This window comes from Citrobacter telavivensis (genome assembly GCF_041807075.1).
Lineage (GTDB): Bacteria > Pseudomonadota > Gammaproteobacteria > Enterobacterales > Enterobacteriaceae > Citrobacter_A > Citrobacter_A telavivensis.
Genome location: NZ_JBGUBF010000001.1, coordinates 1,361,784 through 1,383,311 on the forward strand (window position 1 = coordinate 1,361,784; position 21,528 = coordinate 1,383,311).

Here is a 21,528-nt window from a genome sequence, read left to right on the forward strand (position 1 = left end):
ACTCGCAGCCCTTTTCAGACCGGCCGGCAAGGAGTGTGGTGTGGCAATCACCCTGGACAATTCAATTTTAGAGACCATTCTGACAGAGGTTCGCCCGCTGATTGGTCAGGGCAACGTGGCGGATTATATTCCTGCGCTTGCTTCGGTTGAGGGTTCCCGACTGGGTATTGCGATTTGCACCGTGGAGGGACAGCTCTGGCATGCCGGAGATGCGACAGAGCGCTTTTCCATTCAGTCGATTTCGAAGGTGCTCAGTCTGGTGGTGGCGATGCGTCACTATTCAGAGGATGAGATCTGGCAACGGGTGGGGAAAGATCCGTCCGGCTCGCCGTTTAACTCGCTGGTACAGTTAGAAATGGAACACGGCATCCCGCGCAATCCGTTTATTAATGCCGGGGCGCTGGTCGTCTGCGACATGTTGCAGGGACGACTCAGCGCACCGCGTCAACGTATGCTGGAAGTGGTGCGCGCGCTGAGCGGCGTGGCCGATATCGCTTATGATGCGGTGGTGGCTCGTTCGGAGTTCGAACATTCCGCCCGCAATGCCGCCATCGCCTGGCTGATGAAATCCTTCGGCAATTTTCACCATGACGTCACGACGGTCCTGCAAAACTATTTTCATTACTGCGCGCTAAAAATGAGCTGCGTAGAGCTGGCGAAGACCTTTGTCTTTCTTGCTAACCAGGGAAAAGCGTTTCATCTCGATGAGCCCGTGGTGACGCCGATGCAGGCGCGACAGATCAATGCGCTGATGGCGACCAGCGGAATGTATCAGAACGCCGGAGAGTTTGCGTGGCGTGTTGGTTTACCCGCGAAGTCTGGCGTTGGTGGGGGAATTGTCGCGATTGTGCCGCATGAGATGGCGATCGCCGTCTGGAGCCCGGAACTGGATCCAACCGGTAATTCGCTGGCAGGCATTGCGGTTCTGGAACAACTCACTCAACGATTAGGACGCTCAGTGTACTGATGAACACGTTTGATCCACTTTTTGCCCGTCTGTCGCGCTCGACGTTTCGTTCCCGTTTTCGTCTGGGAACAAAAGAGAGACAGTATTGCTGGGATAAAGGGGCTGAGGTTATCGACAGGCATGCTGCGGATTTTGTGGCGCAGCGGCTTGCTCCGGCGATGCCTGTCAATGATGGCAAGCAAACGCCGATGCGCGGTCATCCGGTGTTTATCGCCCAGCACGCCACGGCGACCTGCTGTCGCGGTTGTCTTGCTAAATGGCATAATATCGCGCAGGGACAGCCGCTGAGCGACGAGCAACAACGGTATGTGGTTGCTGTTATCCATCACTGGTTAGTTATCCAAATGAATAAACAGTAATAATTAAATGGTTACAACCGCTCCCTGAAAATACCCATTTAATAACCAGGGTTAATGGCAGGGGATTTAACAAAATAATAGGTTAACGCAGCGGGGGATGACTATCTTTGAGAATAATTCATGCTATTCTCTTAAATAATATAATCATTACCCAGAGATAATTGCCAACGGCAATTATATGGATAGATATTTAATGCACGCACTCCACATTCCGTCTTTCCGGTTGTTTCAGGAAGGCCATCCACTGCGTAACGCCAGCGCTATTTTTGCTTTAACGACACTGTTCTACTTTATTGGTGCGGAACTGCGTCTGGTGCATGAACTTTCTCTGTTCTGGCCGCTAAACGGCGTGATCGCCGGGGTTTTTGCCCGCTATGTCTGGCTTAATAAACTGCATTATTATGCCGTCAGCTACGTTGCGATGTTGGGTTATGATGCGATCACCACCGAGTGGGGTTGGGTGTCGCTTGTCATTAATCTCTCCAACATGGTGTTTATCGTGGTTGTCGCCCAACTGGTGATCCGCGATAAACGACTGGGGAAAAATAAATATGAGCCCATCAGTGCCTTACGCTTATTTAATTACTGTCTGGTAGCGGCGCTGCTCTGCGCAATATTGGGGGCGATGGGGTCCGTTGGCATCGACCGACTTTCATTCTGGCCGCTGGTTGCTGACTGGTTTAGCGAACAATTCTCGACAGGGGTGCTGATTGTGCCCTGTATGCTGACGCTGGGTATTCCCGGTGCGGTCAAACGCTTTAAGCCAGAACAACTGATGCCGGTGGCGGCGTTAATTATCTCGGTACTGGCGTCGGTCATTATTGGCGGTGCCGGAAGCCTGGCTTTTCCGCTGCCGGCGCTGATCTGGTGTGCGGTGCGTTATACGCCGCAGGTCACCTGTCTGCTGACCTTTCTTACCGGTGCCGTTGAAATCGTGCTGGTGGCAAATTCGATTATCAATATCGCGGTGGAGTCGCCATTGTCTACGCCGCAGATGTTCTCTGCACGACTGGGAATTGCCACGATGGCGATTTGTCCCATTATGGTTTCAGTCAGCGTAGCGGCGATTAATTCCTTGATGAAGCAGGTTTCCCTGCGCGCCGATTTCGATTTTCTCACCCAGGTCTATTCCCGTTCCGGACTCTATGAAGCGCTGAAGCGCCAGGAATATTCGCGCTCACAGCATATTACCGTCATGCTGCTGGATATCGACTATTTCAAGAGCATTAATGACAACTTCGGCCATGAATGTGGCGATCTGGTGCTGAGCGTGTTTGCGCAGCGTATTCAGCAGATTGTCGGCGATCGGGGACTGGTGGCGCGTATGGGAGGGGAAGAGTTTGTCGTCGTGGTACCTTCGACGCACCCTGAAGAGGGAATGCTTCTGGCGGAAAACATCCGTAAGGCGGTGGCGCAGCAACCCTTCACCTGGAACCAGCAGAACATCTATATGACGGTGAGCATTGGCCTGGGGAACGGCAGTATCGGCCCCCATTTGCTGACGGACGTATTTAACAAATTGATGGTTGAAGCGGATGAATGCCTCTACCGTTCGAAGAACGAAGGTCGAAATCGTACCAGCGACCGCCGGACCGGCAGTGCAGTCTTTACCGAAAGCGATCTGGCATAACAATATCCTATGTTATTCCCCGTTGTGTTATCACAATGTTAAGTGCATGGTGTTGTCTCAATTTAAGGAGACAACATGCCCCCATCAAAACCCTGTTATGTGCTGGACGCAGGAGCCATCGAGGCAAGAATTGATGAGCTCTGTGACGTCCTGATCGACTGCGTGACGCGCGGCGCATCGGTCAGTTTTGTTTTACCGTTTGAACCGTCAAAAGCGCGTGCGTTCTGGCATGGCGTCGCGCAAAGCGTGAGTAGAGGAGAGCGCGTCGTTCTTGCGGTCGACAACGCTTCTGGCGTAATGGTCGGTACGGTTCAACTCATTGTCCAGCAACCGGAAAATCAACCTCATCGCGCGGACGTCGCGAAACTTCTCGTTCACTCCAGCGCTCGTCGTCAGGGACTCGCCCGCCAGCTCATGATGGCGCTGGAAGCGAGCGCAGCACAACAGCACAAAACACAGCTGGTGCTGGATACGGCAACGGGAAGCGATGCTGAGTTGTTCTACCACTCTTGTGGCTGGCTCAAAGCGGGTGAGATCCCGAACTATGCGCTGATGCCTGATGGAAAGCTGACCGGCACCACGATTTTCTATAAATCTCTATAAATAGTCGTCATGAATTGATCAAAACAGGGTTTTACTCTCGTAAAGTTTTGCTAACCTGTTCTACCAATTTAATCAGGTTGTATGACTAATCGAAAGGGAACCCATTGTGAAAACACTTAACCGTCGCGATTTTCCCGGTGCTCACTATCCTGAACGCATTATTCAGTTTGGTGAAGGTAACTTCCTTCGCGCCTTTGTTGACTGGCAAGTAGATCTCCTGAATGAACATACCGATCTGAATTCTGGTGTGGTCATTGTTCGACCTATTGAAAGCACATTCCCACCGTCACTCAGTACACAGGATGGCCTTTACACCACAATCATTCGTGGTCTGAATGAACAGGGAGAAGCCGTCAGCGATGCCCGCCTGATTCGTTCAGTGAATCGTGAAATCAGCGTTTACGGTGATTACGATGCGTTCCTGAAACTGGCGCACAATCCTGAGATGCGTTTTGTGTTCTCTAACACCACGGAAGCGGGCATCAGCTATCACGCTGGCGATAAATTTGATGATGCGCCGGCGGTAAGTTATCCGGCGAAACTAACGCGTCTGCTGTTCGAACGCTACAGCCATTTCAACGGCGCGCAGGATAAAGGCTGGGTCATCATCCCTTGCGAACTGATTGATTATAATGGTGATGCGCTGCGTGAACTGGTGCTGCGCTATGCGCAAGAGTGGGCGCTGCCTGCGGCATTTATTACCTGGCTGGATCGGGCAAACGTCTTCTGTTCTACGCTGGTGGACCGTATCGTCACCGGTTACCCGCGCGATGAAGCGGCGCAGCTGGAAGCTGACCTGGGCTATCACGATGGTTTCCTCGATACCGCCGAACACTTCTATCTGTTTGTCATTCAGGGGCCGAAATCACTGGCCGCAGAACTGCGTCTCGACAAATATCCGCTTAACGTTTTGATTGTCGACGACATCAAACCGTATAAAGAGCGCAAAGTCGCCATCCTCAACGGTGCACACACCGCGCTGGTGCCGGTGGCATTCCAGGCCGGACTGGATACGGTCGGCGAGGCGATGAATGACGCAGAGATCTGCGCCTTTGTTGAAAAAGCGATTTATGACGAGATCATCCCGGTTCTCGATCTGCCGCGTGATGAACTGGAATCATTTGCCAGCGCGGTAACCGGACGTTTCCGCAACCCGTACATCAAGCATCAGTTGCTGTCGATTGCGCTAAACGGGATGACCAAATTCCGTACCCGTATTCTCCCGCAGTTACTGGCAGGGCAGAAGGCGAATGGCAAACTGCCGGCTCGTCTGACATTCGCCTTAGCCGCGCTGATTGCGTTCTATCGGGGTGAGCGTGACGGGGAATCTTATCCGGTTCAGGATGATGCGCACTGGCTTACCCGTTTCCAGCAGCTCTGGAGCCAGCATGGCGATCGCCAGATCGGTACTCAGCAACTGGTGAGTAACGTTCTGGCAGTAGAAGCGCACTGGGAGCAAGACCTGACGAAGGTGGCGGGGCTGGTTGAGCAGGTGACGGCCGATCTCGATGCCATTCTGACGAAGGGAATGCGCGAAGCGGTGAAACCGCTGTGCTAATACAGGACCCGGCTAAGACCGGGTTTCTTAGCAGAACCATGTAGTTACAACATACAATGTAGTTAACTACTTATCCCGTCTGTAAGTCCTGCGCTGAAAAGAGCCCGTCCAGCACTAAGCAAGTGACAATGTCACTTTTAACTCGCTTGAATGTTTGATCCAGATCACGTTTAATGGTCAGATTCGTCTCTTTCCAGAACACCGTCATGATCGTTCGTCCACAACAGCACTGGTTACGCCTGATATTCGTCTGGCATGGTTCCGTGTTAGCAAAAATCTCTTCTCGTTTACTGCTCAATTTCCTGCTGTCTATTGCCGTGATCGTCCTGCTGCCGTGGTACACGATGCTGGGCATCAAATTTACTCTCGCACCGTTTAGCATACTCGGCGTGGCGATCGCTATCTTTTTGGGCTTTCGCAATAACGCCTGTTACTCCCGTTATGTCGAGGCGCGTCAACTCTGGGGGCAACTGATGATCGCTTCCCGTTCGTTGCTGCGGGAGGTCAAGACGGTTTTACCGGATGACCGCGAGTTAGGGCAGTTTGTCCGCCTACAAATCGCCTTTGCTCACTGCCTGCGCATGATGCTGCGGCGCAAACCACAGGCTGGACCGATTGCGAAGTATCTTAGCGCGGAAGATCTACAGCGCGTGTTTGCTGCTCACTCTCCGGCAAACCGAATTTTGCTGATGATGGGAGAATGGCTGGCGACGCGTCGACGAGACGGACAGCTATCGGATATCTTATTTCATAGTCTGAACAATCGGTTAAACGACATGTCCGCCGTGCTTGCCGGATGCGAAAGAATTGCCAATACGCCCGTGCCGTTTGCCTATACGCTGATCCTCCATCGTACGGTTTATCTGTTTTGCATCATGCTGCCTTTTGCCCTGGTGGTTGACCTGCACTACATGACTCCCTTTATTTCGGTACTCATCTCCTACACTTTTATTTCTCTGGACGCGCTGGCAGAAGAGCTGGAGGATCCCTTCGGCACCGAAAATAATGATTTACCCCTTGATGCCATTTGCAACGCTATCGAAATTGACCTCTTGCAGATGAATGATGAATCGGCCATTCCGCCGAAACGGATGCCGGACAAACACTACCAGTTGACGTAAAGAGTGACAGACCGAAACAGGAAGCAAAACTGGCCGCCAGGAAAGCGGTCAGTATACTGAGAGACTGAGATCAGGACTGGCGACGCGCAACCATAAACAGGCGGGGAAATGCCAGCAGTATCTGGCCATCTTCCTGCAGCGGGTATTGCTCCTGTAGCAGTTGATGATAGCGATTCAGAAATTGTTGCTGTTCGTGTGCATTCAGATCCCGCAGCCAGGGGCGCAATCCCGTCGCGCTGACCCAGTCAACGATCGCCTGATGCGAACGCATTTTGTGGTAATAGGTCGTGCGCCAGATGTCCACGTCGCATCCCGCCTCGCTCAGAATGTCGTAATACGCGTGAACGCCGGGCAGGGCGTCGCGACCACGATTCGGATAATCCTGTTCATAAGCCACCTCCCGCATCAGCACATGCGAAGGCTCAAGCATGTTATCCGGCATTTGAACGGCCAGAATGCCATTATCTTTAAGCAGGGCGACCAGCCGGGGAAATAACGCATAATGATCGGGGATCCACTGCAGTGAGGCATTTGCGTAAATGACATCGGGCGGCGTAACGGGCTGAAACTGACGAATGTCTGCTTCAACGAAATGACAATTAGGCAAGGCATTTCGCGCCTCATCCAGCATCGCCGGGGAGGTATCCACGCCGGTAATACTCGCGCCAGGCCAGCGCTGTTGCAGTAACGACGTACTGTTACCGGGCCCGCAACCCAAATCCACCACAGAAGAGACATGCTCAAGTTGAATTCTGGCCAGCAGCTCAGCGGCGGGTCTTGAGCGTTCTGCACCGTACTGCATATATAGCGCCGGATTCCAGTCGGACATCATCAATTCTCCTGTGATGGGTTAGCTAAGCGGGCACACCGTATGAACTATACTAGTTTAGTATTGCCCGCCATCGGTAAGGAAATTCCTTATGAATAAACCAGATATCAAAGGTGGCATCGACATCGCGATGAAGGTGCCATCACATCAGTATCAACAGACGATTGATTTTTATCGGAACATTATTGGTCTGCCTGAAATTACCGATAAGCCGCCAGCGGTCGGATTCGAACTCGGACCGAACAAACTCTGGATTGATGAAGCGCCGGGACTCAGTCAGGCTGAACTCTGGCTGGAATTATTCACGCCCCATTTCAGTGCCGCAGAAGAATACGCCGAACAATGCGGCGTCGTACGCTGTGATGCCGTAGAACCGTTACCCGACGGCTTCAACGGCGGCTGGATCATGAATCCGTGCAACATCGTCCATATGCTAAGAGAGCCTGAAGCCTGGTGAGTCAGCCGTACAGGACGTACCACTACGGGAACTGATTCGGGGGCATTGCGGCGGTATGGGCCAGAGACCGTAGCAAATGTATATCTAAACGCTATACATTGAAGAAGGGAGAGTAGATGTCATGCGATGAGCAGAGGTTGAAAGACAGTTAAAACGACCCGGCAATCATCAACCGGGTCATCATTATTTACGGATTTACGGTCTTGAGGCCGTACCGTCAGGCGTACGTGCCATTGTCCAGGACGGGATCCCTCCCTCGCACGGATATTTTGCTGCTTTGGCTTCATCGATATCGATACCCAGCCCCGGCTTATCGTTCAGGTACGCATAACCCTGGTCTATCTCCGGGCAGCCAGGGAAGACATCGCGCAGCGCGTCGTTCATTGGCGTGTACTCCTGAATGCCAAAGTTCGGCGAGCTCAAATCAAGATGCATATTAGCGCTGACCCCGACCGGGGAGATGTCTCCTGGCCCGTGCCATGCAGTACGTACGCCGTTCAGTTCGCTGTAGACGGCGAGTTTCTTCGCTGGCGTAATCCCGCCGATGGTGCTCACGTGGCAGCGAATATAGTCGATCAGTTTGTTATCGATGAGCGGCTTCCACTCATTCACATTCACAAACAGCTCACCCATAGAAATCGGTGTTGAAGACTGCTGGCGCAGCATTTTAAGCCAGTCGATATTTTCCGGCGCGACCGGATCTTCAAGATAAAATAGCTGATACTGTTCGAGCGTCTTTGCCAGATTAATCGCCGTCACCGGCGTCACGCGCTCATGCACATCATGGATAAATTCGATACCAAAGCCGAGTTTGTTACGCAAATGCTCGAACAGACGCGGAACGCTTTTTGCATAGGCGTCCGGATCAAAGTAGATACCGGCCGTTTTACTACGCGGTGAACGCTTCGGCTGAATGTTCTTCGCACGCGCCAGTTGTGTGGCGATCAGTTTGAGGTCGTCGGTCCCTGCGCCGCCGTACATGCCCATCTGACAGCGAACATACTGGTAGCCTTCTTCCATTCTGGCGCGGATGTTATCTTCCACTTCGACTTCATCGCCACCATCGGTGTGGCAGTACAGGGGGATCCCATCGCGACATTTGCCACCCAGCAGGTCGTAAACCGGCATGCCCGCCAGTTTACCCTTGATATCCCACAGCGCCATGTCCACACCGGACAACGCATTGTTCATGACAGGTCCATTGCGCCAGTAACCGCTCACCGCACCCGACTGCCAGATATCTTCAATACGCGTCGGATCTTTACCCATCAGAAAAGGGGCCATGTACTCATCGATCGCGCTTTTTACCGCGAAGATACGTTGGGTAAATGTTGCGCATCCCAGACCATACAGTCCCGGCTCGTTGGTCTCAATCTTAACGACCGCCAGGTCAATTCCGCCGGGCGCCGTTAGAATCGTTTTTACATTGGTAATTTTCAGGTTACTCACTTTCACTCCTCAACTCAGCGTATTTACGGCATGTCATACTGTTAAAAATAACATGACCCTTATTTGTAAGTTGTCCTACAACTTGATGTTGTTATATCACGCTTCCTTTAGCGCGCGATATTGAAAGTGCCATTCTGTGATGATGATCAAATTGCCTGTGACTCTGAATTTTTAATTTCATTTAACTGCATGATATACAATGATTTGAAGTGATGTGAATCTCAACTGTTTGTGATCTTTGTTGCAAATTCATGGGCGGGTTGTTGATTTTATCCAAGTGAAAATTCAACCTTAAATAAGACAGTCGTCATACAAGTTAATCGAGGGAGAAAAACAACATGAGCGCTTTATTTGACTTAACGGGGAAAACGGCACTGGTAACAGGATCTGCGCGTGGGCTGGGGTTTGCCTACGCGGAGGGGCTTGCCGCTGCGGGTGCCCGGGTCATTCTGAATGATATTCGCGATGCACTGCTGGCAGAGTCGGTGGATTCACTGGCAAGCAAAGGCTACGACGCGCACGGGGTGGCGTTTGACGTTACCGATGAACAGGCGATTGAAGCTGCCTTCAGCAAACTGGATGCACAGGGAATCGATGTCGATATCCTGATCAATAACGCTGGCATCCAGTACCGTAAACCGATGGTCGAACTGGAGCTGGAAAACTGGCAGAAGGTTATCGATACCAACCTGACCAGCGCGTTTCTGGTCTCCCGCGCGGCGGCGAAACGGATGATTGCGCGTAACAGTGGCGGCAAAATTATTAATATCGGTTCCCTCACCAGTCAGGCGGCCCGTCCGACCGTTGCCCCGTACACCGCGGCGAAAGGGGGGATCAAAATGCTCACCTGCTCGATGGCAGCCGAATGGGCGCAGTTTAATATCCAGACCAATGCCATTGGGCCGGGTTACATTCTGACAGACATGAATACGGCGCTTATCGAGGACAAGCAGTTCGACAGTTGGGTGAAAAGCAGTAACCCCTCTCAGCGTTGGGGCCGTCCGGAAGAGTTAATCGGTACCGCTGTCTTCTTATCCTCTAAAGCATCTGATTACATCAACGGGCAAATTATTTATGTTGATGGTGGCTGGCTCGCCGTACTGTAAGCCGTAAGTACGCTAATGACTCGCCTTTAAAATTCACGGCATGTGTTTATTACTCAGCATGCCGATATAACACAGGTATTATTATGAAGGCTTCAAGATCACGACTCTTTATTCTCACATTGCTGTTTATTGTGACTGCAATTAATTATATGGATCGCGCCAATCTTGCCGTTGCGGGAACGAATATCCAGAATGACTTCAGTCTGACACCCACCCAATTGGGCTTGCTTTTCTCCATGTTTACCTGGGCCTATGCTGCCAGTCAAATTCCTGTCGGCTATGTCCTTGATCGCATCGGTTCACGTATTCTTTACGGTGGCGCGATTATTCTGTGGAGTATTTTTACCTTTATGATGGGATTTGCTTCGCATCATTTATTCGCAACGGCGACGGCGTCATTTGCGATGTTGCTGGCCTGTCGCGCATTAATCGGTGTTGCTGAAGCGCCGTCTTTCCCATCCAATACGAAAATAATCGCCACCTGGTTCCCGGATCATGAACGCGCACGCGCCACCGCGATTTACTCCAGCGCACAATATATCGGGCTGGCCTTACTGACGCCGGCACTCTCCTTTATTGTGGCCAATTACGGTTGGGAGATGTCTTTCTACCTGTCTGGCGGCGCGGGGATTCTGTTCGGTATCTACTGGTTATTGTATTATCGCGATCCGCAACACAGCACCTCTGTGAACCAGGCTGAACTGGACTACATTAAAGCAGGCGGTGGCTATGGTTCAGCCAACCAGTCCACCGTTAGCGAGAAAATCAGCTGGCATGATATTAAATTCTTTCTGAGCAAAAAGACTATCTGGGGACTGTTCATTACTCAGTTTGCCTGTTCGTCCACACTCTATTTTTTCCTGACCTGGTTTATTGTCTACCTGGAGAAAGGGCTGCACCTCTCAATTTCTAAAGCCGGTATTGGTGCCATGCTGCCCTATATTATGGCGATGTTTGGTGTTCTCTGCGGCGGCACTTTAAGCGATATGCTGCTTAAGAAGGGTAAATCCAGAACGCTGGCCCGAAAATTACCGGTGATGGCAGGACTGTGTGTCACGATGATTATTGGTCTGGTCAATTTCTTTGAAGACCAACCGGTCATTGCGATTGTGATTCTGTCAATCGCGTTCTTTGCTAATGCCTTTTCCAATCTGGGTTGGGTTGTCTGGAGTGATGTCATTCCGCGTAATTTCCTCGGCACCATGGGTGGATTTTTAAATATTTGCGGTAATCTTTCGGGGATCGTGAGTCCCATTGTCATTGGGGTTATTCTCCAGCGCACACAAAATTTCCAGTATGCCATGTGGTATATCGCAGGCATCGCCGGGCTGGGCTTATTAGCCTACCTTTTCCTGGTCGGAAAAATTGAGGTGATCGTTCCCGAAAAAAAGAATGCCGACACCGTGGATAAGAATGCAATTAATCCGGCAACTGCCAACAAATAATGAGGTCATGATGAAAATGGAAAAAATAACCTGTAACGCTTGCCTGGCACATGCGGAAAAAGACGTACGTTTTGAATCACGCGAAATAGAACGTGGAGAAAATGACGTTGTTGTGAAGGTGGCCTGTGGCGGCATCTGTGGCTCTGATATTCACTACTACCAACATGGGCGGGCAGGGATGTCGATTCTCAAACACCCCATGGTGATTGGTCATGAGTTTGTCGGTGTGGTCAGCAAAGTCCCGGCTGGAAGCAATCTGACTGTCGGTCAGGCGGTTGCGGTGAATCCGTCCAGCCCTTGTAATCAGTGCGAAATGTGCCTTTCCGGCCATCAGAACCTGTGTGGATCGATGCGATTTATGGGCAGTGCGCAGTTCAATCCTCATGTGAATGGCGGTTTTTCTGAATATGTGGTGGTGAAACCGGATCAATGTGTCCCGTACGACAGTCGCGTTTCTGCGAACGTGATGGCTTTTTCAGAACCGCTGGCGGTCGCTATTCACGCGGTAAAAGTGGCAGGGCAGTTGACCGGAAAACGCGTACTGGTGATAGGCGCGGGTCCCATTGGTTGTCTGATTCTTGCCGCCGCGCGCAGTGCCGGAGCGTCTGAACTGGTGGCCTCCGATCTCAGCCCGCGCTGCCTGGAACTGGCACGTCAGATGGGGGCAACTGCCACGATGGATCCACGAGATGAAGGGCAGGTGGCGCATTATCAGCAACGAAAAGGCTATTTTGACGTTGTGTTTGAGGCCTCTGGCGCACCGGGCGCCGTGGCATCAACCGTGGATTTCACTCGTCCTGCCGGAACCATTGTCCAGGTAGGGATGGGAGCAAGCCCGGTCAGTTGGCCGGTCTCATCAATGCTGGTCAAAGAGATCAACTGGGTAGGTTCATTCCGCTTTATCGACGAATTCGTGACGGCGGTTCGCTGGCTGGAAGACGGACGCGTTGATCCTCGTCCTCTCATTAGCGCTGAATTTCCCCCTCAGCAAATTGAGGATGCGCTGATTACCGCCACCGACAAAAATGTCTCTGCGAAGGTACTCATTCGTTTTGATTAACACTGTGGAGCGCCCGGCCGGGCGCTTTGTTCTTAAAAGTGAATTGTTATACAATGAAAAACCTGAGCGACATCGTAGCGGATACCCACCTTGAGCATAAAATCCATTCAAAAACAAAATGTTGTAAATGAAATTTATGATCAGATAAGCGGCAAACTGCTGGACGGCAGTTGGGCGCCGGGTAGCCGTCTGCCTTCAGAAGCGGAGATGACCGCCTCATTTAACGTCAGCCGGGTCAGCGTTCGCAGCGCGGTTCAGCGCTTTCGCGACCTGGGGATTGTGGTGACGCGTCAGGGCAGCGGCAGCTACGTCAGCGAAAACTTCACCCCGCAGATGTTAAGTAACGATCCCCGCCCAATCATGCACCTCAGCCGCGAAGAGTTTCACGATATGATGATTTTCCGTCAGACTGTGGAGTTTAAATGCGTGGAACTCGCCGTCGCACACGCCACTGATGACGACATCCGTGAACTTGGCGACGCGCTGGACAATATGCTGATCAACAAGGGCGACTACAAGAAATACTCGGAAGCGGACTACGCATTTCATCTGGCGATTGTCAGGGCCTCGCACAACAGCGTGTTTTACAACGTAATGTACTCAATTAAAGACATCTATTACTACTACCTTGAAGAGCTTAACCGTGCGCTGGGGATCACCCTTGAGAGCGTGGAAGCCCACATCAAAGTTTATATGTCGATTAAGAACCGCGATGCCAGCACGGCCGTAGAAGTCCTCAACGAAGCGATGTCAGACAATATTGTTGCCATCGAAAAAATGAAATCGACAGAGACATCCGGAACGAAGTGACAACCGTCAACGGGTCGCTCACGTGGCGGTGATCTCACCGGATATATCATCCAGGATGAGATCCGCCGTGATGTGTATTGCCAGACATGAAACCGATCGCAGCGTGAAAATCGTCAAATTTCGGGGAAAATGCCCGAGGTAAATGCCTCTCTGATCCCCTCAATATTTGCTTCATCGGTGACGTTCAGTGCGGCCAGTACGTTGCAGGTAAAACTGAGAAACCCGCATCCGCTGGCGGTGATCAAACTACCGTCGCGAACCGAAGGTACGGCCTGATATCTCGCCGCCCCGGTATAGGCTGAACCGGCCCGTTCTTTGAGGTAGACCAGCCCATTGGAGGTATGACTGACGTCATTCAGAAAGCCGTTGGCCCCCATAAAGGCTGACGCATCGCAAATCGCGCCTACTACTTTTTTCCTTGCCAGCGCCTGTTGCACGATGGGGACGACGCGCTTTGCCTCTTCCCCCCACCAGTTCGTGCCTCCGACCAGGATCAGCGCGGCGTAATCTGCCGGCATGGAATCAAACGTGTAATCCGGCAGGCAGCGAAAGCCTCCCAGCGACATCACTGGCCCCTCATCAGGCGCCACAACCTTAACGTCGTACTGTGGGGCCCAGATCCCGAATCCCCGACGCAATCCAGGCGCCAGCAAGGCGAACTCCCAGTCTGCATATTCTGGAATAAGCAGAAACAGCACTTCATTCGATGTACTCTCTGAGTTCATATGTCCTCCTGTGTCATTACGCAATATTATCGCGGGAGTCGTTGCCTGTGACACACTTTCTTAGCGAATGACATTATCTTCCTTTTATCCGCGATTGCGGATATCTCTTCACTTATCCCGTATAGCGGATAAAATGAGTTTACAGATTGACTTTATCCCCGGGAAGGGATAAAACCGGTAATATCCTCTTACGCGGATAATTTTCCTGTGGACGAATGACATGAAGAGCTTACCGATGATCTACAGCCCAACGCAATTAGCGAATGCAATGAAACTGGTTCGTCAGCAAAATGGCTGGACGCAGAGCGAGCTGGCGAAAAAAATCGGCATAAAGCAGGCAACCATTTCCAATTTCGAAAATAACCCTGACAACACCACATTGATGACCTTTTTTAAAATTTTACAGTCACTTGAGCTCTCAATGACGCTATGCGAAACAAAAGACGCTGCGCCAGAATCGACTGATCAACAGAGTCTGGAGTGGTAATGCCTAAACTCGTAACGTGGATGAATAATCAGCGGGTAGGTGAGTTGACGAAACTGGCTAACGGTGCGCATACATTTAAATATGCGCCGGATTGGTTAGCCAGCCGTTACGCCAGGCCATTGTCGCTTTCGCTGCCATTGCAGGTGGGGAATATCACTTCTGATGCCGTGTTTAACTTCTTCGATAACTTGTTGCCTGATAGCCCAATCGTGCGTGACAGGATCGTTAAACGCTATCGCGCAAAATCAAAGCAACCCTTTGATTTATTGTCAGAAGTGGGTCGAGATAGCGTGGGGGCAGTGACGTTGTTACCGGAAAATGAAGCGGTGACAAATCCGGTGATGACATGGGAAAAGTTAAGCGAGGCAAAGCTTGAAGAGGTGTTGTCGGCTTATAAATCAGATATTCCGCTGGGCATGATTAATGAAGAAAATGACTTTCGCATCTCAGTTGCCGGCGCGCAGGAAAAGACCGCGCTGCTCAAAATGGGCAATGACTGGTGCATCCCAAAAGGGATAACACCAACTACGCATATTATTAAGTTGCCTATTGGCGAAATCAGACAGCCCAATGCGACACTCGATCTTAGCCAAAGCGTTGATAATGAATATTTTTGTCTACTGCTGGCGAAACAACTCGGACTGGATGTTCCCGGAGCCGAAATTATCAACGCGGGAAGGGTGCGTGCGTTAGCGGTCGAGCGCTTTGACAGACGCTGGAATGCTGAACGGTCAGTTTTACTCCGCTTGCCGCAGGAAGATATGTGCCAGACATTCGGTTTACCGTCATCAGTCAAATACGAATCTGACGGAGGACCAAGCATCGCGCAAATCATGGCGTTCTTGATGGGATCCAGCGAGGCGCTGAAAGATCGCTATGATTTTATGAAGTTTCAGGTGTTCCAGTGGTTGATTGGCGCAACGGATGGCCATGCGAAAAACTTCTCTGTTTTTATTCAGGCCGGCGGCAGTTATCGGCTCACGCCATTTTACGACATTATTTCGGCATTTCCGGTTCTTGGCGGTACGGGAATACATATCAGCGATTTGAAACTGGCAATGGGGCTTAACGCATCCAAAGGCAGAAAAACAGCTATTGATAAAATTTATCCGCGTCATTTTATGGCAACGGCAAAGACGCTCAAATTTCCGCAAGAGCAGATGCGAGAAATTCTGTGTACGTTTGCAGAGCAGATACCCGCAGCACTGGATAACGTGACTGCCGCATTACCAACAGATTTTCCGGAGAATGTCGCGATGGCAATCAGGGGGAATGTACTTAGGCTGCATGGTCGGTTAAACCGGGAAACAGAGGAATGAACAGAATGCCAGTAAAAGGCCGTAAGACATTTCAACGGTTATGTGCACAGTGTTATGTAGCACAATGAGCACAACAAAATGACAGCCATGAACGGCTGGATTCCCCCTGAATCTATATAAGTGCGCATAATGTATATTATGTTAAATTGAATCTGGCAGGATGAATCCTGTACCGCTTACTATCTTGTTACCCTTTGCTGAACCGGTCCTGATACGGCATTGCAGTCACCAGATTCTCCTTTCTGGTGACTGCAGTCCTGAAATAACGATTACTCCCTTTTCCTTCCGGCTTGCTCCGGTCAGACGCAACGTCCCTTCAGGCAAATGGATCAGAAACTGTATTTGATGCCAATAGACGCCTGCGAATCACGGTATCCGTGGTCACCGATTTGCTGGGCCACACTACCCCATACGCTCATTTTTTTGTTAATGTTGCCTTCAATACCGACTTTAGCTTCTCCGATGTTGCGTGCACCAGCCTGATAATCAGAGACATCATTCATTGTCACGCCGACGTTTTTAGTATTGTGCAGCCAGTTAACCTCAACAAACGGTTGCAGTGCTCGCGTGGTTCCTGCATCTGTTTCACGTTGCTCCTGGCGATAAGCGCGCAAACCTAAACGCGTCGACAAATTCCCGCTATTGCCAGTCACTTTTGTTCCATTCGTTTCATCGTGTTTATCTGCATGGACACCCATCCAGACCACCTGAGCTTTTGGTTGAATCCAGTAACTGACGTTATCGTGCTGGCTCAGATTAAAACTGTATCCAGCTTCAACCGACGCTAACCATCCTTGCGAATCATATTTCTCTTTGGATAATCCATCGCCCTGTACGGAGTTAGTAAACCAGGCATGCTGGACCCAGCTGTCGACATAGAATCCGGATTTATCCTGCTGGTTGGCATACCAGGTACCATACATTCCCAGCGAATAGCCATCTACTCTGTTTTTGGCCTTATACGCACTGTATTTAGCATTCGTATTGCCCTGTGCATAACCATAACCCGCCATGACACCTAAATGAAAACGGTCCAGGCCACTATGGCTCCATTGCGCGATATCCCCGCCGATTTGCACCACGTAACGATTGCTCTGCGTTTTTAGCTGGCCAGACTGAGTTTTACTGCGATTGTGCCCGCCGTCCTGACGCAACCACATGCTGGTCACTTTTTTCTCACCGGTTAAAAAGTCGGTGTACTTTGTTTCACCGAGCCTGTCGTGTAAACGGGAAACGAACATGGTATTTGCCTGCGCAAGGTTTGCGACATAGGCCCCTGCTTCTGGACGTATTACCTTAACGCCCCCACCGCCACTCTCCTCTGCGGGTTGATTCGGACTTTCTGGAATTGCCGGTTCTGACGGTGTAGCGGGAGCCGCTGGATCTGACGGTGTGGCGGGAGTCGCTGGATCTGGCGAAGTGACTGGCGTTTCCGGGTCAGTGGGGGTTACAGGTTCTTCCGGTTCTTCATAGACAGAACTGGTTAAATACCAGTTTTTACCCGTTTTAACAGCGTGATATTCATAAGCGCCGGCAACGACGCGATTTCGGAGAGTGAAAATACCCTCAGATTCTCCAGCGACAGTAATAATCTCAATACCATCCGTCGTTTGAGCACCGCCGCCATTATGGTTATTAACAAACAGACCGGTTGTCCCCGACGTATTCCCCTGCACCACCAGTTTATCCGTCTCAGAATCGTCATCACCTAACGTCGTATTAATGGTGACGTTACCACCACCGCTATAATTGCCATTCACCGTCAATGTTTTAAATCCGCCGCTGTTGCCTGGGGACGAAAACACGACCGAACCGTTATTTGAAAGCGTTGCAACTGTCGAACTATCAGTCACATTCCATTGGCTGGTATCATTCAGGGTCATTGTATCAACATCGGGTGTCCGACCGGTGAATGTGGAGGCATGGTTTAACGTCACGTCTAAAGATCCGTTGGCATTCATTGACTGCGAAATAATATCGCCGAAAATATGCGAATTATCCGCCGTGATATCCACTGCGCCCGATCGCCTTGATGAACTTAAATCTTTGACGTTGATGGCAACACCGGTTTCGCCTCCCGAACGACCAATAATCGTGGAGTCATTCAGGTTCAGGGCTAACGAGCCGCTTTCATTCTGGATGGCATAGCCATCATTGGTTTCAATATGGCTACCGGTTACCTGTAAACTATTAGCATCACTCGTGCTGGCGGTGTTAAAAACAATACCATGGCTGCCGTTACCGGTCATATTCAACAGACTATTATTCAGTTGAACGTCAGCCCCGTTTTGTACCCGCACCCCGACGGAAGTATCGCCATGAATTTGCGCGTTAAGACGGTTCGCATGTAAAATACTCCCTGCCGTTTTTGCCTGGAGCCCCGTTGAGGTATTTCCGTGCGTGGTCAGTTGAACATTATCGAGGTAAACCTGTGACCCCGCAGATTCAGCGTTGACGCCGTAACTCCCTGTACCATAAAGTGTAATGGCGGTATCCGATGCCGTAATTGTGGTGGGAGCAACGTTGTCGCTATTGTTATGATGCGCATACAGGGCGTAACTGTTATCACCAGAGGTAATAATTTCACTGTTGTCCGCAAACAGAATCTGGCTACCATTTCTCATGCTAACAGCGATAGCATTATTACCCAGCGTCTCCATTTTTGTATTGCGAACTTCCGATATTTCCTGACTTTTATCGGCAAATACCGCACTGGTATTGCTACCATGCGTAATAATATGTGAGTCGTTCATCAAAAAATGAGAACGCCCAATTTGCCAGATCGCATAACCTACATTTTCATTTCGCTGTGTTTCGATCGTGACATTATCATAAATACCTTTAGACGCCAGCGTCTGGTTTGGCACCTGGAAATTTGAATCCCAGGAGAGTGCCGAGCCATAACTGACATCACCATGAATATAGGTATTCTGGGCGGTGACCAGCGCGCCATTGCGTGCATTAAAACCGGTCGACTGACCAAGGAACGTGATATCAGAATCAGTGACATGAATGCTTGAACCAATATCCTTCGCATTCAATCCATGCAAATTCGCGATCATCACCGTGTTATGGAAGCGGGCTGTTGCCCCTTCAAGCACTTTTACAATGTAATTAAAGCTCTCTATTCTGGAGTCAGAGATATCGACAAGTGAATTCAGACCCGTTACCTGAATAGCCTGCGTGCGGTCAACGCTAAAACTGGGCTGACTTCTTACATAATTAATCGTTGCCCCGGTAAGAAATATCTTTCCTCCGGAATGCGCAGTAATTGCGGCCGCTCCATCATTTACAGTAAGAGAAACCCCTTCTCCTCTAATCGTTCCCGATTCAGCAGCGATTAACGCAGCAATATCATTCGTTATGTACTGTTCATTAGGCGTTAATGTCACCTCCTGTCCATCCGAAGCCATGACATAGGTGGTAACAACGGCATGAACTTGTGACGATACCAGGGCGCCACTGATGGCCAGTGCAATCGCCGTGATCTGAAAATGCCTTTTATGGCGGTAAAACGCAGATAGTAAGGTCATTTGAATTGATATCCTTATCCATTATAATTCATTCCTGATTTATGAATTTGAATACTATTTACTATAGAATTCACAATACTATTATCTAATCATAAGATTATTTTTAGCTTAATGAATATCAATACCGCAGTCAATAGTTTGCGTTTTAAATATTTAAAAATAAAAGTTATTTTATAACCCAGCAATCACGATAAAACACCAATAAAATCAAATAAATAAAGATATACTGTATTATTAAAATTAATTCAATTGTTATTATTTATATTGATTTTTCCGAATTTTCACGAGAATAATCTTAAAGTGTTGCATGTGTTTTTTTCTACTAAATTGATTAACAATTCATTTTCATAATTAAAATTACACCCTCGCAACACCTGGTCGATTTTCAATATAAATTCTACTATATGAAAAGTAGCCAAATAATGACCGGAAGTCGATTTATCCTCCGTAAAAAATTACATTTAATTAACTCTCAATATCAGACCCATTGCTATATCGGGCTGGCAATGTGCCGCTGAGGGTCTAGTCAGATATTTTCTTTGTTTTTCGCCAACATGGCGTGCGGTATAGCTCGCGATTCAACGCTGAAGGCGATACCGGGCCCCAGTCTGGTTGGAACCGGGCAAAATTGCACGCCTCACCCCTTCGCCAGCTTGACTTAACGTCGATTAGGAACAAAATAATTTCTCTTTTGTGTTAACCGGATGACTGGCCTATATGGATATCTGTTCTCGTGGCGTTTTCTCTCTGTTTCGCGTTAAAAAAATCAGTGCCCTGGTGGTGGCAGCGTTCTTCCTGGCGAGCTGTTCATCAAAACCCCCGGTTTCACTGGTAACGCCGCCGAAATCGACGCCGACATCGCCGTCTAAAGCGCAGAAACTGAATGAGCCGGTTCGCGGCGTGTGGCTGGCGACGGTTTCCCGGCTGGACTGGCCGCCGGTAGCGTCTGTTAATGTCAGTAGCGCCGCTACGCGCATTGCAATGCAGAAAAAGGCGTTAACGGATAAACTCGATAACTTACAGTCACTGGGTATTAATACCGTTTTCTTTCAGGTTAAACCCGACGGCACCGCCCTTTGGCCGTCATCCATTTTACCGTGGTCGGATATGCTCACCGGGAAGATTGGTGAGGATCCAGGCTACGATCCGCTCCAGTTCATGCTCGATGAAGCCCACAAGCGCGGCATGCGCGTTCATGCCTGGTTTAATCCTTATCGCGTCTCCACCAATGTGAAATCGTCAACGGTAAATGCGCTAAACCGCACCGTATCGCTTCAGCCCGCCAGCGTGTTTGTCCTCCATCGTGACTGGATCCGTACCGCTGGCGATCGCTATGTTCTCGACCCGGGGATCCCGGAGGTCCGTGACTGGATAACCAGTATCGTGGCTGAAGTGGTGAAACGGTATCCGGTGGATGGCGTCCAGTTTGATGATTATTTCTATGCCGAGTCCCCCGGTTCAGCGCTGAACGACAGTCTGACCTTCCAGCGTTACGGCCAGGGATTCAGCTCAAAAGCTGACTGGCGTCGCCATAATACGCAACAGTTAATTGAGCAGGTTTCCCGTACTATCCGACAAATCAATCCGGACGTGGAGTTTGGCGTCAGTCCGGCTGGCGTCTGGCGTAACCGTTCGCATGACCCCGCCGGATCCGATACCCGTGGCGCGGCGGCTTATGATGAGTCGTATGCGGACACACGGCTTTGGGTGAAACAGGGCCTGCTGGATTACATCGCGCCACAAATTTACTGGCCCTTCTCCCGCGATGCCGCGCGCTATGACGTGCTGGCAAAATGGTGGGCGGACGTCGTGAAGCCGACAAAAACGCGGCTGTATATCGGTGTTGCGCTGTACAAGGTCGGCGAGCCCTCACGCAATGAACCGGACTGGACGGTCAACGGCGGCGTCCCGGAACTGAAGAAACAACTCGATTTAAATGAATCGATGCCACAAATCAGCGGCACGATTTTGTTCAGAGAAAACAATCTCAACCAACCGCAGGCCCAGCAGGTCGTCAGTTATCTGAGAAACCGCTGGTCTAAGTGACACTGTAACGTAAAGAGAGACACC

General features: G+C 50.3%; 18 protein-coding genes. 14 read left to right on the forward strand and 4 right to left on the reverse strand.

The genetic code is table 11. The features are described from left to right. The first annotated feature begins 40 nt into the window (after nucleotides 1-40). The 6 genes from glsB to ACERJC_RS06570 all read left to right on the forward strand — a co-directional run bounded on the left by glsB (nucleotide 41) and on the right by ACERJC_RS06570 (nucleotide 6,238). Nucleotides 41-967: a glutaminase B gene (gene glsB / locus ACERJC_RS06545; RefSeq protein ID WP_152404726.1), complete on the forward strand. Its 927-nt coding sequence runs from the start codon at nucleotides 41-43 to the stop codon at nucleotides 965-967. After that, nucleotides 967-1,326, forward strand: coding sequence for a DUF4186 domain-containing protein (locus tag ACERJC_RS06550; protein WP_178825405.1), 360 nt, complete (start codon nucleotides 967-969; stop codon nucleotides 1,324-1,326). The genes glsB and ACERJC_RS06550 overlap by 1 nt, the downstream gene beginning before the upstream one ends. A 193-nt stretch (nucleotides 1,327-1,519) precedes the next feature. Further along, entirely contained in the window at nucleotides 1,520-2,956 is a 1,437-nt protein-coding gene (locus tag ACERJC_RS06555; RefSeq protein WP_373671301.1) for a GGDEF domain-containing protein, read from the forward strand. Nucleotides 2,957-3,031: 75 nt separating this feature from the next. Next, nucleotides 3,032-3,559 (forward strand): GNAT family N-acetyltransferase, encoded by a 528-nt coding sequence (locus ACERJC_RS06560; protein WP_286633250.1) that lies wholly within the window; start codon nucleotides 3,032-3,034, stop codon nucleotides 3,557-3,559. 106 nt (nucleotides 3,560-3,665) lie between these two features. Further along, a complete protein-coding gene (locus tag ACERJC_RS06565) occupies nucleotides 3,666-5,117 on the forward strand; it encodes a tagaturonate reductase (protein WP_373671302.1) in 1,452 nt (483 codons plus the stop codon). A gap of 206 nt (nucleotides 5,118-5,323) precedes the next feature. Then, nucleotides 5,324-6,238, forward strand: a complete 915-nt coding sequence (locus ACERJC_RS06570) for a bestrophin family protein (RefSeq protein ID WP_373671303.1) — start codon at nucleotides 5,324-5,326, stop codon at nucleotides 6,236-6,238. A 70-nt stretch (nucleotides 6,239-6,308) separates the two neighbouring features. On the opposite strand, the gene tam is transcribed toward ACERJC_RS06570, so the two are convergent. Next, nucleotides 6,309-7,067, reverse strand: a complete 759-nt coding sequence (gene tam, locus ACERJC_RS06575) for a trans-aconitate 2-methyltransferase (protein WP_286633714.1) — start codon at nucleotides 7,065-7,067, stop codon at nucleotides 6,309-6,311. A 91-nt stretch (nucleotides 7,068-7,158) separates the two neighbouring features. Here tam and ACERJC_RS06580 point away from each other — a divergent pair, with 91 nt between their 5' ends. Continuing rightward, nucleotides 7,159-7,524 carry a hypothetical protein gene (locus tag ACERJC_RS06580; protein WP_373671304.1) on the forward strand — a complete coding sequence of 122 codons (366 nt, stop codon included), beginning with the start codon at nucleotides 7,159-7,161 and terminating at the stop codon, nucleotides 7,522-7,524. A 195-nt stretch (nucleotides 7,525-7,719) separates the two neighbouring features. On the opposite strand, the gene ACERJC_RS06585 is transcribed toward ACERJC_RS06580, so the two are convergent. Next, nucleotides 7,720-8,973 (reverse strand): enolase C-terminal domain-like protein, encoded by a 1,254-nt coding sequence (locus tag ACERJC_RS06585; protein ID WP_373671305.1) that lies wholly within the window; start codon nucleotides 8,971-8,973, stop codon nucleotides 7,720-7,722. Nucleotides 8,974-9,311: 338 nt separating this feature from the next. On the opposite strand from ACERJC_RS06585, the gene ACERJC_RS06590 reads away from it, so the two are divergent. The 4 genes from ACERJC_RS06590 to ACERJC_RS06605 all read left to right on the forward strand — a co-directional run bounded on the left by ACERJC_RS06590 (nucleotide 9,312) and on the right by ACERJC_RS06605 (nucleotide 13,394). Next, entirely contained in the window at nucleotides 9,312-10,079 is a 768-nt protein-coding gene (locus ACERJC_RS06590; protein WP_286633253.1) for an SDR family oxidoreductase, read from the forward strand. Nucleotides 10,080-10,162: 83 nt separating this feature from the next. After that, a complete protein-coding gene (locus ACERJC_RS06595; RefSeq protein WP_178827008.1) occupies nucleotides 10,163-11,524 on the forward strand; it encodes an MFS transporter in 1,362 nt (453 codons plus the stop codon). Then, nucleotides 11,493-12,584, forward strand: coding sequence for an L-idonate 5-dehydrogenase (idnD, locus tag ACERJC_RS06600; protein ID WP_373671306.1), 1,092 nt, complete (start codon nucleotides 11,493-11,495; stop codon nucleotides 12,582-12,584). Before ACERJC_RS06595 ends, idnD begins: the two co-directional genes overlap by 32 nt. Nucleotides 12,585-12,674: 90 nt before the next feature. Then, the gene (locus ACERJC_RS06605; protein WP_178827004.1) at nucleotides 12,675-13,394 is read left to right on the forward strand and encodes a FadR/GntR family transcriptional regulator; all 720 of its coding nucleotides are present in this window, start codon (nucleotides 12,675-12,677) and stop codon (nucleotides 13,392-13,394) included. Nucleotides 13,395-13,507: 113 nt separating this feature from the next. On the opposite strand, the gene ACERJC_RS06610 is transcribed toward ACERJC_RS06605, so the two are convergent. After that, the gene (locus tag ACERJC_RS06610) at nucleotides 13,508-14,119 is read right to left on the reverse strand and encodes a DJ-1/PfpI family protein (protein WP_373671307.1); all 612 of its coding nucleotides are present in this window, start codon (nucleotides 14,117-14,119) and stop codon (nucleotides 13,508-13,510) included. Between the two features lie 220 nt (nucleotides 14,120-14,339). Between ACERJC_RS06610 and hipB the strand changes: the two genes are divergently transcribed. Both hipB and ACERJC_RS06620 read left to right on the forward strand, forming a co-directional pair. Next, nucleotides 14,340-14,606 carry a type II toxin-antitoxin system antitoxin HipB gene (gene hipB / locus ACERJC_RS06615; RefSeq protein ID WP_178827000.1) on the forward strand — a complete coding sequence of 89 codons (267 nt, stop codon included), beginning with the start codon at nucleotides 14,340-14,342 and terminating at the stop codon, nucleotides 14,604-14,606. Next, entirely contained in the window at nucleotides 14,606-15,925 is a 1,320-nt protein-coding gene (locus ACERJC_RS06620; RefSeq protein ID WP_373671308.1) for a type II toxin-antitoxin system HipA family toxin, read from the forward strand. Before hipB ends, ACERJC_RS06620 begins: the two co-directional genes overlap by 1 nt. Before the next feature lie 329 nt (nucleotides 15,926-16,254). On the opposite strand, the gene ACERJC_RS06625 is transcribed toward ACERJC_RS06620, so the two are convergent. Further along, nucleotides 16,255-19,458, reverse strand: a complete 3,204-nt coding sequence (locus ACERJC_RS06625) for an autotransporter outer membrane beta-barrel domain-containing protein (RefSeq protein ID WP_373671309.1) — start codon at nucleotides 19,456-19,458, stop codon at nucleotides 16,255-16,257. A gap of 717 nt (nucleotides 19,459-20,175) precedes the next feature. Here ACERJC_RS06625 and ACERJC_RS06630 point away from each other — a divergent pair. Then, on the forward strand, nucleotides 20,176-21,504 hold the full coding sequence (locus ACERJC_RS06630; RefSeq protein WP_373671310.1) for a glycoside hydrolase family 10-like protein: 1,329 nt from the start codon (nucleotides 20,176-20,178) through the stop codon (nucleotides 21,502-21,504). Nucleotides 21,505-21,528: the final 24 nt, after the last annotated feature.